A 13,359-nucleotide genomic window follows, 5' to 3' on the forward strand; every position below is an offset into this window, starting at 1 on the left:
TTGATAGATATCATAACAGAGATCATCAAGGCATCGATAGGAAGAAGCCGTTTATAATCTATAATATGGCAGCTTAAATTCAACTTAGAAAACAGAAATCTTGGTCCAACAAAACGAGGGTACTATATAAGGAAATTAGCATCAAAACAATTATTAATATCAGTAATATATATATCAATCAAAACGACTATCCAAATGCTCAAAAATATGTGCAGGAAGCTATTCATATGTCCGAAAAACATGGAGACGCAAGCATGTTGGCTAGTCAAATAAATACGATGGGACAAATTTATTCCGCTCAGAATAAATTAACCGAAGCAGCAACTTATTTTAAAAAATCTCTTGAAATAAATAGAAAAAACAATAATTATTTTGGAACTGCCATTGCCTTATATAACATCGGTGGCATAGAACATAAACTTAAAAACTATACGAAAGCACTAGAATACAATCAAGAATCGCTACGCTTAAGTACTAAGATTAATGATCGAATTGGAGTATTAATGGTTAATAAAAGTATAGGACTAATTTACAAAGAACAGAATAGAATTGATTCGGCATTATATTATTATAAAAAATCGTTTGATTTAGCGAAAGAATTGAATTTAAAAAACGAAAAATTAGATATTTACAACAAATACTATGAACTCTATAAAACTACTGGTCAGCTCAATAAATCGCTAAATTACCTCGAAAAATTCGTTTTACTGAAGGATAGTATTTACAATGAAAACCGCTCGCAACAAATTGCCGAAATGCAAACAAAATACAATAGCGAGAAAAAAGAAAAAGAAAACGAATTACTTCGAAAAAACAGTGAGATTCAAAATTTAGCAATTGCAAAACAAACCAACTTAAGGAACTCATTTATAGCCTTATCCATACTCATAATATTAATCGCAATTATATTACATAGTCGTTATAAAATTAGAAAAGACGCAAATGATAAACTCTATCAAAAAAATAAATTGATCGAAGAGCAAAAAGAAGAACTATTACTAAAAAACGATAAGCTTACAGAACAATACAATCAAGTTAAAGTATTAAATGCCACGAAAGATAAATTTTTCAAAATTATCTCCCATGACCTTAAATCCCCTTTCAATTCTATTTTAGGCTTTGCAGACCTACTAAAATCGCACTATTTTTCTTTTGATGATCTTAAAAGAATTGAAATGATTGATGATATCAATAAGTCTTCGCAATTAGCATACGAATTACTAATCAATCTTCTTACTTGGTCTCAAACCCAGACCGGAGAAATCAAGATTAATAAAGAACCTCTTGTTTTAAAAGAATTGGTTGAAACCTGCACGAAGCTTTACGGACAAAATGCAGTGGCTAAAAACATATATATTGATGTTCATATTCCCAACGACATTATTCTTACGATTGATAAAAACGCAGCCCTAATTTTTATAGGTAATTTAATTAACAATGCCATAAAATTCACTTTAGAGGGTGGCTTAATTTCAATTAAAACTACGGACAATGAAAACTTTATTCGTTTGCATATTATTGATAATGGGGTTGGAATGACTCCTGAAATTTTGGACAGTCTTTTTCAAATTGATAAAACCATTACTACACAAGGTACAAAAAATGAAAAAGGAACCGGTTTAGGATTAATTCTTTGCAAAGAATTTGCAGAAAAAAATGGAGGAAAAATAGAAGTAAGCAGCAAAGTTGGAGCCGGTAGCGAATTTATAATTTCTTTACCGAAACATATTTAGCGAATAAATAAATGTTTCTAAAAATAAAATAAGGGACAATTAATTTCTTTTCAATTGTCCCTTTACAGATTTCTTTATTTCTTTCTCCAAATAGTCATTTGTGCAATAGTATGCTGATATTTTCTTGCCGTTTCGCGAATTACAAAAGGCACATCCGTCGGCTCATCCAGCAAAACAAAATGCTCTTTCAAAATCTCTTTTAAACCATCTAAACTAGAGTAAGGTTCCCCATCTTTGCGATAACCACCAACCCACTTATCAGCTTCGGTAAATTCTTCCATCCAAGTATAGGGCGAGGTAAGAACCAACAGTCCACCATCATTTACCCGTGCGGGCAAATCCTGCAAAAATTGAATTGGATCGTACAATCTATCAATTAAATTACCAGCAAAAACCAAATCGTAACCAGCATAAATAGCTTTTAAATTGCAAGCATCGGCCTGAAAAAATTCTACCTTATCACGAGTATCATTTAAATGAAGATCTTCAAGTTTCACCTCCTGATAGGTAGTCAATTTCCCTTCTTCCTTTCGAATATACTTTAGTTTTCCAGCTTCTTTTAACTGAGTTCCTATTCGTATAAAACGAGCCGAAAAATCCAAACCAGTCACCTTATCGAAATGTTTTGCCAGCTCGAAAGTGGTTCTACCGGTTGCACATCCAATATCCAAAGCATTGCCTTTATTCAAATTTTTAAGCTGATTTTCAATTAGTGAAAGACAAGCTTTTGCATAATTTGGCACCCCAAAATATTCTTCGCCATATTGAGATTCGCAATACTGAGAAACTAAATCGTCGGTTTCATAGTAATCTGTTTCAATTTGCACTTCCTGTTCCGATTCAATATATCTAAAACCCGCGTGCTGAAAGAAATGGCGACGAAAAGCATAACGAGAATCACGAATAGCCAAATTCCCCGTCGAAATCCACGATCCCCCTTTAATTAAATTGTGTTTCGCATCAAAAGTTGGCGTTGAAAAATCATCGTAAAAAGGATGAATCTCGAAACCATCTAACCCAAAAATAGGCATCTCAGTCCATTGCCAAACATTACCAATAACATCGTAAAATCCCCCATTTTCGAAACAATCCACAGGACAAGGCGAAGCATAATGCTCCAAATTTATATTTCCGGGTGCGATTTCCCATTCCGGCTGATCGGCCATTTGCAACGAATCGTGTAAACGATAATACTCCGCTTCGGTAGGCATTCTCAAGCTTTTTCCTGTCTTCGCAGATTTCCAATTACAAAAAGCTTTTGCCTCCAAATAATTTACCTCTGCAGGCCAATTCCAGGGCATTTCAATAATTTCAAGCATGCTTCGAAACTTCCATACCTTACCTTCTTTTAGCCACCACAATGGATGCTCACATTTTTTATAAGACACCCAAGCCCAGCCTTCTTCCGTCCACCACTTTTCGGTTTTGTATCCTTTATCGTCCACAAACGCCTTAAATTCCTCATTGGAAACCAAGTACTTCGATGCATAAAAAGATTTTACCTTGCAATGAAATTCGCCAAACTCATTGTCCCAACCATATAAAGCGTTGTCCTTTCCTTTTCCAATACTTACCTTGCCCGATTTCACCTTTACCAATTCATTGGCCGGAGCTTTTCCCCATTCCTCGCAAATTTTAAACAGTGAATTGGCTTTTACCAAATGAATGGGAAGTTGACGAATTAAAACCGATGAAGTTTCGATATGTATTCGCTGATGCTCAATGCCCATCATAACTACCCAAAAATCAGTATTCCAATGAATTGGAATACTTAACGGAAGTTCTAAAATTAACTTTTCGATCCTTTTTTTAGCTTCATCGCGATAAGCCTTAGTCTCCTGAACTGTTGGCCAATCGTAATGCTTATCATTCAAATCATCCCACGACATTTCGTCTACTCCGACCGCAAACATCGATTCAAATTTTGGATGAATTCTTTCGGTAATGATTCCTGCTAATATCAGCTTATTCACGAAAAAAGTGGCCGTATGTCCAAAATAAAAAGCTAGCGGATGACGCAATGGATCCGCTCGATGCAAAAATGCTTCCTGTCCGTTTAGGCAATCATATAATCGTTCATCCAACTCCCAAGTATTTCTAAAGTAGTTGAGAATTTCTTGTCTTTTTTCTTCTGCCGCCCCTTGGTTCAATAGTGGTGTTTTAGTCACCAATAAATCCCGATGACTCACTGTTTCTATCCTATTTTTCATAAATTATTAGCTTTGAATTTTCCCTTTTCATTGCAAAAATGAAGTTACTAATTATTCTTACTCATTCAAAAAAACGCATTGCAGTGTAAATACACCAAAACAACAGTTAAAAGCTACATTTTGTTTAAATTATTTTTAGTATTTTAAGAAGCAACGAATACTTATTTTATGCACTACCTAATTTTCTTATTAATTGGTCTAATTGCTGGATGGATTGCCGGCATTCTGCTAAAAGGCCGAGGATATGGCATCCTAATCAACATGCTTTTAGGCGTAATTGGCTCTTTTATTGGCGGTACAATATTTAGTATTTTTGGAATTCATTTAAGCGGATTTTTTGGTTTGCTTTTATCGTCTACTATTGGCGCCATTGGTGTTATTTGGCTGGTAGGATTAATTTCAAAGCACAAAACGTAATTTTCGAAATGCGCCTGCCAATTTTTTATTGCTTCCCTACTTTCCCAGTAAAAAATTGTAATTCCAAATTCACTTTGAGCAGCTCCTACTCTCAAACAACCAGCTTGTATTTTTGCCAATTCCATCATCGAATCGGCCATTTCTTCATAAGCACTATCGGCCTTAATTTTTACCAACAAAAACAGTACCGCATAGTTAAGGAGCTCTTATTGTTTTGAAATCATTTCTCTACAAAATTAGTTTTTACAATTTCTTTGTCTTCCCTGCCAAGCATCTGCGAAGGCACACATTCTTTAATCACTTCACATACAGCATTTATCAAATTCCTTCTCACTTCTGTTTTTAGGGAAAGCATGCTTATTTCTCTTACCTTTTTTTTACCTTTTATATCCTTAATCATCTCTTCCTGCTCCGAAGGAATCATTAAAGTAGAAAGTTCGGGCAAAAAAGTAATTCCTCCTTTATATTCTACAATCCTCCGCAGCGCGTCAATATTATTACTTTCGTATACAAAATTTTCATTCTGATTGGGCTGTATACTACAAATATTGGTTACCTGATCCATAAAACAATTTCCTTCTTTTAGCAACCAAACATCCGAGTAATCCATACTACTAATATCAATTTCCTCCTGCGAATATAGTTGATGCTTATCGGACACGTACAAATAGAAACGCTCGTAAAACAAGGGTTTCACTTCTAAATTACCCTTCGATATAATTGGTGTAGAGAGAATACCACCATGATAAGTTCCGGTTTTTATTCCTTCTAAAATATCCTCGGTAATTGCCTCCTGAATTTTTAACTTCATTTTAGGATACTTCTTATTCAATTCATCAATAAAAAGGGGCACAAGAAATGGCGAAAGACTAGGAATAATTCCCAAACAAAGCTCTCCTCGTACCTCCTCGGATAATTGAATGGCAAAATCTTCTAATTGTTTCGATTCTGTAAGCAAAGCTTGAGCTTTCTCAAGAAAGGCAATTCCATTTAAGGTCGGTTCCACACTTTTTGTCGACCGATCGAAAAGAATAATACCTAATTCTTCCTCTAATGCTTGTATTTGAAGAGTTACAGCAGGTTGCGATACTCCCATAGATTTAGCCACATTAATATAGCTACCCAATCGGCCTAAAGCCAATGCATAATTCAATTGTTTTAAGGTCATTTAATAACTTTTTCTTATTTAAAACTTGAAGTTAATTAAAAATATCAACCTGCACACTCATAAATAAGGAGTTCTTTTATCGAAAAATAAAAATAGCAAATCAATAAATTAGGGATTAATACGTTTAAAACTGCATTGTTTTTTACCTTTGTGCCCTTAAATCGGTACTATTATTTTCTACAATGCACTTAATACGTACCTCTTGATACACATAAAATGAAAATTGGAATTATAGGTGCAATGGAAGTCGAAGTGGTTAAGCTTCGCGATCAATTGTCCAACAGAAAAGAACAAAAAAAAGGAGCTTTTGTTTTCTATACCGGAACTTTAAATCAGGTAGAAATTGTACTACTTCAATCGGGTATTGGAAAAGTTAATGCAGCCATTGGAGCGGCTTTACTCATCGATAACTTTAAACCTGATTACGTTATTAACACAGGTGCTGCAGGCGGTTTTCCCGGAGAATTAAAAGTAGGTGACATTGTCATATCCGAAGAAGTAATTCATCATGATATGGATTGCACTGTTTTTGGTTATAAAATGGGACAAGTACCTGGCATGCCAGCCAGTTTTACTGCAAACGAAAAATTAATTTCTTTGGCCGATAAAGTGGTTCATCAGTTCACCGAATTGCAAACAAAAAAAGCAACTATTCTTACTGGCGATCAGTTCATGAATAATGCAAGTGCTACCAGCAAAATAAAAGCTTTATTTCCAGCTGCCGAAGCTGTAGAAATGGAAGGAGCCGCAATTGCACAAACTTGTTTCCAATTCAACATTCCATTTGTAGTTATCCGATCTATTTCGGATATTGCAGGACAAGAGAATGCTATGGAATATCAGGAGTTTGTAGAAATAGCGGCAGTAAATTCAGCAAAAATGGTGACCGAAATGGTTCATGAGTTAGGAAATTTGAAATAAAAAAAAGAGAAGATGGAAAAGATACAAAGCTTTACAGTAGATCATAATAAATTAAAAAGAGGGATTTATGTGTCCCGAAAAGATAAAGTTGGAGCAGAAACATTAACAAGTTTCGATATCCGAACCAAATTGCCAAATCAGGAGCCAGCAATGGATATTCCCGCAATGCACACCATGGAACATTTAGGTGCTACCTTTTTAAGAAACCACAAAGAGTGGGCCGATCGCACTATCTATTTTGGGCCAATGGGTTGCAGAACTGGATTTTATCTAATATTTAATGGCGATTTAGAATCAAAAGACATTGTAAAAGTAACTCAAGAAATGTTCGATTTTATGGGCGATTTCACCGACGAAATTCCAGGAACCAACAAAATTGAATGTGGAAACTATATGAGCCACGATTTACCAATGGCCAGATGGGAATCTAACAAATTTAAAACAGAGGTTTTAAATCATCTTACAGCAGAAAATTTGAATTATCCCGAATAAGGAAACTGACATACAATATTTTAAGAGACTATTCTTTGAATAAAAGAACAGTCTCTTTTTTTGTTTAATTTTTCCTATATTTAACTATAGTAAAAAGCTTTATGCAATGAACATTTCAGGATTCCGATTTCTTATTATCACCATTTTAATACTACTTATTCCTATTTATGGTAATTGGAAACTAATAGCCTATGGCGAAAAAACAGAAGGCATTGTTGTAAAAATTATAGAAGAAAATACCGGCATGCTACTCTCCTTTTATTCTATTATTGCTTACGAAACAAATCAAAAAGAATATACATTAAAAGGTCCCGAAAATGTTGAATATCCTGTTGGTAAAAAATTTCAAATTCTCCATCTATCGGATGATCCTCAAAACGCCATCATTTTTTCGATGAAAGGAATGTATATAAACCGTTACACCTCTACTTCGGTTGTTCTATTTATATTGTGGATTGCATTTTACCTTAGTTTTTCGCCAAAAAGTGACAAACGAAATTCTGGAAAACAAAAAGTAAACTCGAACAACAAAATTTGCAGAAAAAAACTGGTGTAAATCCTGATAACTCAACAACGAATCTTCCATTAAAAATAGTCCTTCCACTTTTCAGCATATTTCGCAGTATTGATTCTAAACTGCAACAATCATGTTACGAAAACTAGGTAAATCATAAGGAAAACTAGTCATATTTTACTAATTTGGCACACAAAGATTCTATTAAGTACTAATACTAAACCTAACAACGTGAAAAAGACTTTTCTTTATGTACTTGTTGCAGGAATCGGTTTAACCGCTTGCAATAGTAACAAAAGTGAGCAAAAGACTGATAATCCGTTTTTTGCAGACTACAACACTCCTCATCAAACCGCTCCTTTCGAATTAATAAAATTTGAGCATTTCGAACCTGCTTTTACAGAAGGAATGAAGCAAGGACGTACCGAAATTGATGCTATTGCTAACAATACAGAAGCTCCTACTTTCGAAAACACCATTGAAGCAATGGATAAAGCAGGACAATTGCTGACTAAAGTTAGCAGTGTATTTTTTAATCTTACAGGTTCGGACACCAACGATTCTATTCAAGCTCTTTCGAAAAGATTAGCTCCTGAGTTGACCAAATATGGTGCAGATATCGACTTAAACGAGAATTTATTTAAAAGAGTTAAAGCTGTTTACGAACAAAAAGATGCACTAAATCTTGATGTGGAAGCAAATACGCTTCTTGAAAAAACTTACAAAGGCTTTGTGCGTGGTGGTGCTGATTTAGATGCCGACAAAAAGGCAAAACTTCGTGTAATCGATGAAAAATTATCTTTACTAACCTTACAATTTGGCGAGAACCAATTGGCAGAAAATAATGCATTCGTTTTATTGGTTGATAAAGAAGAAGACTTAGCTGGTCTTCCTGAATCTGTAAAAGCTGCAGCTGCAGAAACTGCAACTGAAAAAGGAGAAAAAGGAAAATGGGCATTTACTCTTGACAAGCCAAGCATGCTTCCATTTCTTCAGTACGCAGACAATCGCGAACTTAGAAAAGAAATTTACATGGGTTATGTGAACCGTTGTAATAACAACAATGAGTTTGATAACAAAAAAGTATTAGCAGAAATTGCAAACCTAAGAGTTGAAAGAGCTCAGCTATTCGATTTCAAAAGTCATGCAGATTACATTCTTGCCGAAAATATGGCAAAAACTCCTGAGAAAGTATTCGAATTATTGAATAAGCTTTGGGATGCAGCTCTTCCAAATGCAAAACTGGAAGCTGCTGAAATGCAAAAAATGATTGATCAAGAAGGAGGCAAATTTCAATTAGCTTCTTACGACTGGTGGTACTATTCTGAGAAAGTGAAAAAGGCAAAATATAATTTGGATGAATCCGAATTACGTCCTTACTTCGAAATTAACAACGTTCGCAATGGTGCTTTCGAATTGGCTCACCGCCTTTATGGAATCAATTTTATTGAAAGAAACGATATCTCAAAATACAATAAAGATGTTCAAACCTGGGAACTTCAGGAAGCAGACGGAACTCATATCGGAATTTTTTATTTAGATTATTTCCCTAGAGCTTCGAAGCGTGGTGGTGCATGGATGAACAGTTTCCGCAAACAATCGGGTTGGAATACAGAGAATGCAGTTACTCCAATTATTTGTAATGTATGCAACTTTACCAAACCAATTGGCGATCAGCCAGCTTTACTAAGTGTTGACGAAGTTGAGACTTTATTCCACGAATTTGGTCACGCTTTGCACGGATTTCTTTCAAGATGTAAATACAACACTCTTTCGGGTACTTCTGTATCACGCGATTTTGTTGAATTACCATCACAAGTAATGGAAAACTGGTGTTTAGAACCAGAAATGTTGGCATTATATGCTAAACATTACCAAACTGGTGAGGTAATTCCTGTTGAATTGGTGAAAAAAGTTCAGGATGCTGGTAAATTCAATCAAGGATTTGCAACTGTTGAATACCTTGCCGCTTCCTTGTTAGATATGAAATATCATACTTTAACCGAAGTTCAAGATATCGATGTTACAAAATTCGAAGATGATTACTTGAAATCAATTGGCTTGATTCCTGAAATTTATTCAAGATATCGTTCTACTTACTTCTCTCACATCTTTTCTGATCCTGTTGGATATTCTTCTGGATACTACGCTTATATTTGGGCTGGAGTACTTGACTCAGATGCATTTATGGCATTTAAAGAAACTTCTCTATTCGATCAGGCAACTGCAAAAGCTTTCCGCGATAATGTATTGGCTAAAGGTGGTACCGAAGATCCAATGGAATTGTACAAGAAATTTAGAGGTGCAGAACCAAATATCGATGCTTTATTAATTAAGCGTGGTTTAAAATAATTTGTAAGCTTTACGACTAAAGACCTTTAGTCGACTTACAGAAAAAATATATAAAAATCCGGTTCATTTTATGAACCGGATTTTTTTAATAGTATTTATCAGCTTCCACAAATAAAATGCAAATCCATTCGTATCAACTAATCATCAATTTCAGCTTTTTTACTGTACATGTTTAATACTTTCTGTTGCATTTCATCAATTGGATAGCCATCAGGTTCCAAAACATAATTCATTGCAATACCATCGAGCATCGAGGCCAAAAAACGCATTTCCATTTTTGGATTCTCCGCTCCTTCTTTTCTGAAATAATCACTAATTACCTCAAAATTAGAATTCACAATTTCGCGCAACTCCTGTTTATACTGATGAACAACCCCAGGCTGCAATCTTAACGAATAAAATAGACTGAAAAAGTCCAGGTTTCGAGCAACAGAATCAAAATAATCATTAATAAAAAATAGCAATTCAACTTCCAACAGCTCGCCATCCTGATTCGGATCTATTCCGTCGAATATTAAATGTACCGCCTCGGCAACAATGGTGTGAAGCAAATTTTCTTTCGTTTCAAAAAGAGAAAATAACTTTTCTTCACTAACACCTGCTTCGCTTGCAATTATAGCTCCAGTAGTTGAGAAATAACCATCGCGCACAAAAATTTCCAACGCAATGTGAAGAATTTCTTTCTTTAGTATTTTATCTGCAGTTTTATTTTTTGTTGCTCCCATAACCTTAAGTTTTAAGAATTAAGCCTCTACTTTCCTTCAAGTTACAACAGAATTTCACTTATTTCCAAAATATAATAAGAAGAATGTATTTTTAGTGCAAGCAGAAGACACCATTTTAAAGTAATATTCACTCTATCTTCTACTAATTAATTTCAATCATAAAAAATAACTTAACATGAAAACTAAGTTATTCAAAGAGTTTAACAATGATGGGCTTATCTAATTAAACAGCCGGCATTTGGAAATTACCGACCGCGAACGCCTTGAACGTATTTGTGAGAATGGTTAATTCTGCCTCTATTTTTTCAAAGCCTTTACCAATCTATTAATTGAGATCATGACAAAATTGCTAATCATATTTTCATTAGCTTAAAATCGATTTTAGATGTAAGATTTTGGCAATATCTGTTTTGATTATTTAAGATTACTTTGTTAAATTTAAAGTGCATAACAAACCTATACATAAAGTGAATAAAAATCTCGTAAGCATCCGACCTCAATTACTTACCAATATTCAAAACATCGCATTAAAAGATATCATTACCCCCACCATTCCAATTGCCATCTACCTTCAAGAGATTGAAAACATTGCCGTGTGGGCTACCGACGATTTAACTGCGTTAAACAAAGTAGGTATCACTGCTAATCATATTAAGGATTTAAAGGATCGCATCAATGCCTGTCGCAGCTTTCAAACAGAGTGGTTAAAATTGAAAAATATAAAGCCGACAAAACAGAAAGAATGTGAAGAATTAAGACATGTGGCTAGCAAACAAAGAGATGAACTTGTATTCATCTACAGATATGCATTTAGAAATAATATCGCAGCCCTTAAAGAAATAAAGGCTATTAATAAGAAAAATACAACGGCAGAACTTGTTGCAACTTTGGCTAATTTGATCAGAATTGGCAGAACCTACCCAGAACTACTCGAAAAAATCTCTTTTGATTTCACCCAACTTGACAAGGGAAAAGAACTAGGATACAAATTACAAGGTCAACATTCTGATTTTGTAACTACCACACCAGAAAAGGATAAGATAAAATATTTACGCGATAAATCGTACACCCACCTTAAGCACTTGGCGGATGATATAAAAAATGCGGGCAAATTTGTATTTGCAAAAAATAAGGAACGACTGAAAGGGTACGAAATAGCATACTACAAAAAGAAAAAGGCATATCTTAAAGAAAATGTGAATTCACAATAATCGAAAGAAAGGATAATTTTTGCCAATAGGAATAGATTTATCACTAAAACTACCGCCTTTCCCTGTTTCATCCTATATTTCCGATATTTTAGTCAGCTTGCTCTTTAATTTTGCATCTTTCCGTGTTTATTACAAGATTTCCCATTTTTCAACTCTCTTTCTCGGAAAGATTACGATATTTTGGGAAAGACTCTATATTTTACGGAAAGACTATACATTTATTGAAAAGAAATTATTTTTTAAGGAAAGACTAAAAAATTTATAGAAATAATGATTTTTTGATCTTAAGAGTATCACAATTGGGAGTTTTTATATTCCCTTTGGTAAATTAACCTTTCAAATCACTCACCAATCTATTCATCGAGATCATATCGAAGTCGCCAAATTTTTCAGCTTCATAATTCTTCACGAATTCTTGATTAATTAGGAACAATTTACTGTTGTAGGTATCCTGAGGATAAGTGTTTTCGCTGTGAAAATCATCAAATGCCGTAAAGTTGAGCGGACAAGTAGATAATTCCCATTCATCTCCATCTTGACTCATAAACAGTAATGGCAAACCATGTGTGCGACAAATAAAAGGTCGCGATTGATAAATTTGGCACAAATCATTAATCAGAAAATTACAATCGTCGGCTTCTTCATCCAGCTCCCGATACTCTTTTGGGGGATTTGCTTTCAATTCCTGTAGAATACTGAAATACTCCACCGGCAAAACCGAAAAATGCATGCAACACTCCGAACAACCTTTTTTACAAGCCATTTCCTCTTTATGTAATTTGGCTAACTTCTCACTCAATTCGCTCACTTCGTTTCTTAGTGCGCGGTATCTTTCTAATTCGTTTTGTGCCTTGTCGTTCATGTTCTATTTATTTAGAATCGCAAAAATACATATTTGCAAGTTTATTCCAATTCAAAAGGCAATAGTTCTCCCAATTTTATCTCGTAGGGCGTCACAATTGCCCGAATGGGATAAAGCTCTACTCCATTTTCGTAAGCTTCTTTTAAGGTTTTTGCATATTCAGGATCGATATCCGATGCAGGAGCGAATTTAGTAACATCTGTTCGTTGAATCACATAAACCATCACCGCTCTTTTGCCTTCTTTTTTCACTTGCATTAAGGTAGTTAAGTGCTTTTTTCCACGAGTGGTTACAGCATCCGGGAAACGAGCATACTCCTCCACTTTCATACTCACATTTTTCACTTCTATAAAGCACTCTTCCTGTTCATTCGAGGCAAAAACATCGAATCTACTATCGTCGAATTTCACCTCTCTTTTTACGAACGAATATCCTCTTAAATCATCAATTTGTTGATTTTTCACCGCTTCGTAAACCAACAAATTCGGAACGGCAGTATTAATTCCTACCCAAGAATCGTTAATTTTTATCATTTCCCAGGTGTATTTTGTTTTCCGTTTGGGATCATCCACGTAAGTGAGATAGACTTCGGCCCCTTCCTCCAAACAAGATTTCATACTGCCCGAATTTGAAGTATGCGCCACAACAATTTCCCCATTATCCAATTCAACATCCGCTAAAAATCTTTTGTATCGCTTTATTAATCGTCCGTGAACTAGTTTATTGGGAAAAATCATGCGTATAATTTAAGTTG

The 13,359-nt window shown here is 34.7% G+C and carries 12 protein-coding genes; 7 read left to right on the forward strand and 5 right to left on the reverse strand.

Going from position 1 to position 13,359, the window contains the following annotated elements; translation table 11 throughout:
- Window positions 1–227: 227 nt before the first annotated feature.
- Window positions 228–1,733 carry a tetratricopeptide repeat-containing sensor histidine kinase gene (locus BZG02_RS19075; RefSeq protein ID WP_101263347.1) on the forward strand — a complete coding sequence of 502 codons (1,506 nt, stop codon included), beginning with the start codon at window positions 228–230 and terminating at the stop codon, window positions 1,731–1,733.
- Between the two features lie 74 nt (window positions 1,734–1,807).
- On the opposite strand, the gene ovoA is transcribed toward BZG02_RS19075, so the two are convergent.
- Window positions 1,808–3,943: a 5-histidylcysteine sulfoxide synthase gene (gene ovoA, locus BZG02_RS19080; protein ID WP_101263348.1), complete on the reverse strand. Its 2,136-nt coding sequence runs from the start codon at window positions 3,941–3,943 to the stop codon at window positions 1,808–1,810.
- Between the two features lie 168 nt (window positions 3,944–4,111).
- On the opposite strand from ovoA, the gene BZG02_RS19085 reads away from it, so the two are divergent.
- Entirely contained in the window at window positions 4,112–4,360 is a 249-nt protein-coding gene (locus tag BZG02_RS19085; protein WP_101263349.1) for a GlsB/YeaQ/YmgE family stress response membrane protein, read from the forward strand.
- A 220-nt stretch (window positions 4,361–4,580) separates the two neighbouring features.
- On the opposite strand, the gene BZG02_RS19090 is transcribed toward BZG02_RS19085, so the two are convergent.
- The gene (locus tag BZG02_RS19090) at window positions 4,581–5,528 is read right to left on the reverse strand and encodes a LysR substrate-binding domain-containing protein (protein ID WP_101263350.1); all 948 of its coding nucleotides are present in this window, start codon (window positions 5,526–5,528) and stop codon (window positions 4,581–4,583) included.
- A 216-nt stretch (window positions 5,529–5,744) separates the two neighbouring features.
- Here BZG02_RS19090 and mtnN point away from each other — a divergent pair, with 216 nt between their 5' ends.
- The 4 genes from mtnN (at window position 5,745) to BZG02_RS19110 (ending at window position 9,807) form a co-directional block, all read left to right on the forward strand.
- A complete protein-coding gene (gene mtnN, locus BZG02_RS19095) occupies window positions 5,745–6,449 on the forward strand; it encodes a 5'-methylthioadenosine/S-adenosylhomocysteine nucleosidase (protein WP_101263351.1) in 705 nt (234 codons plus the stop codon).
- A gap of 12 nt (window positions 6,450–6,461) precedes the next feature.
- Complete coding sequence (locus BZG02_RS19100; protein WP_101263352.1) at window positions 6,462–6,941, forward strand: S-ribosylhomocysteine lyase; 480 nt, start codon at window positions 6,462–6,464, stop codon at window positions 6,939–6,941.
- Between the two features lie 106 nt (window positions 6,942–7,047).
- Window positions 7,048–7,497 (forward strand): hypothetical protein, encoded by a 450-nt coding sequence (locus BZG02_RS19105; protein ID WP_101263353.1) that lies wholly within the window; start codon window positions 7,048–7,050, stop codon window positions 7,495–7,497.
- Window positions 7,498–7,686: 189 nt separating this feature from the next.
- Complete coding sequence (locus tag BZG02_RS19110) at window positions 7,687–9,807, forward strand: M3 family metallopeptidase (RefSeq protein WP_101263354.1); 2,121 nt, start codon at window positions 7,687–7,689, stop codon at window positions 9,805–9,807.
- 137 nt (window positions 9,808–9,944) lie between these two features.
- Here BZG02_RS19110 and BZG02_RS19115 read toward each other — a convergent pair whose 3' ends face one another.
- Window positions 9,945–10,532, reverse strand: a complete 588-nt coding sequence (locus tag BZG02_RS19115; protein ID WP_101263355.1) for a TetR/AcrR family transcriptional regulator — start codon at window positions 10,530–10,532, stop codon at window positions 9,945–9,947.
- Window positions 10,533–10,999: 467 nt separating this feature from the next.
- Here BZG02_RS19115 and BZG02_RS19120 point away from each other — a divergent pair, with 467 nt between their 5' ends.
- The gene (locus BZG02_RS19120) at window positions 11,000–11,743 is read left to right on the forward strand and encodes a hypothetical protein (protein WP_101263356.1); all 744 of its coding nucleotides are present in this window, start codon (window positions 11,000–11,002) and stop codon (window positions 11,741–11,743) included.
- A gap of 328 nt (window positions 11,744–12,071) precedes the next feature.
- Here the strand turns inward: BZG02_RS19120 and BZG02_RS19125 are convergent, their stop codons facing one another.
- Entirely contained in the window at window positions 12,072–12,605 is a 534-nt protein-coding gene (locus BZG02_RS19125) for a YkgJ family cysteine cluster protein (RefSeq protein ID WP_101263357.1), read from the reverse strand.
- Window positions 12,606–12,646: 41 nt separating this feature from the next.
- Window positions 12,647–13,342, reverse strand: coding sequence for a DNA/RNA nuclease SfsA (sfsA, locus tag BZG02_RS19130; RefSeq protein ID WP_101263358.1), 696 nt, complete (start codon window positions 13,340–13,342; stop codon window positions 12,647–12,649).
- Window positions 13,343–13,359: the final 17 nt, after the last annotated feature.

This window comes from Labilibaculum filiforme, from assembly GCF_002843315.1.
Lineage (GTDB): Bacteria > Bacteroidota > Bacteroidia > Bacteroidales > Marinifilaceae > Labilibaculum > Labilibaculum filiforme.

Coding starts and splice junctions, on each gene's coding strand:
- BZG02_RS19105 (WP_101263353.1), top strand. CDS start 7,048: ATGAACATTTCAGGATTCCGATTTCTTATTATCACCATTTTAATACTA.
- mtnN (WP_101263351.1), top strand. CDS start 5,745: ATGAAAATTGGAATTATAGGTGCAATGGAAGTCGAAGTGGTTAAGCTT.
- sfsA (WP_101263358.1), bottom strand. CDS start 13,342: ATGATTTTTCCCAATAAACTAGTTCACGGACGATTAATAAAGCGATAC.
- BZG02_RS19090 (WP_101263350.1), bottom strand. CDS start 5,528: ATGACCTTAAAACAATTGAATTATGCATTGGCTTTAGGCCGATTGGGT.
- BZG02_RS19100 (WP_101263352.1), top strand. CDS start 6,462: ATGGAAAAGATACAAAGCTTTACAGTAGATCATAATAAATTAAAAAGA.
- BZG02_RS19085 (WP_101263349.1), top strand. CDS start 4,112: ATGCACTACCTAATTTTCTTATTAATTGGTCTAATTGCTGGATGGATT.
- BZG02_RS19125 (WP_101263357.1), bottom strand. CDS start 12,605: ATGAACGACAAGGCACAAAACGAATTAGAAAGATACCGCGCACTAAGA.
- BZG02_RS19075 (WP_101263347.1), top strand. CDS start 228: ATGTCCGAAAAACATGGAGACGCAAGCATGTTGGCTAGTCAAATAAAT.
- ovoA (WP_101263348.1), bottom strand. CDS start 3,943: ATGAAAAATAGGATAGAAACAGTGAGTCATCGGGATTTATTGGTGACT.
- BZG02_RS19115 (WP_101263355.1), bottom strand. CDS start 10,532: ATGGGAGCAACAAAAAATAAAACTGCAGATAAAATACTAAAGAAAGAA.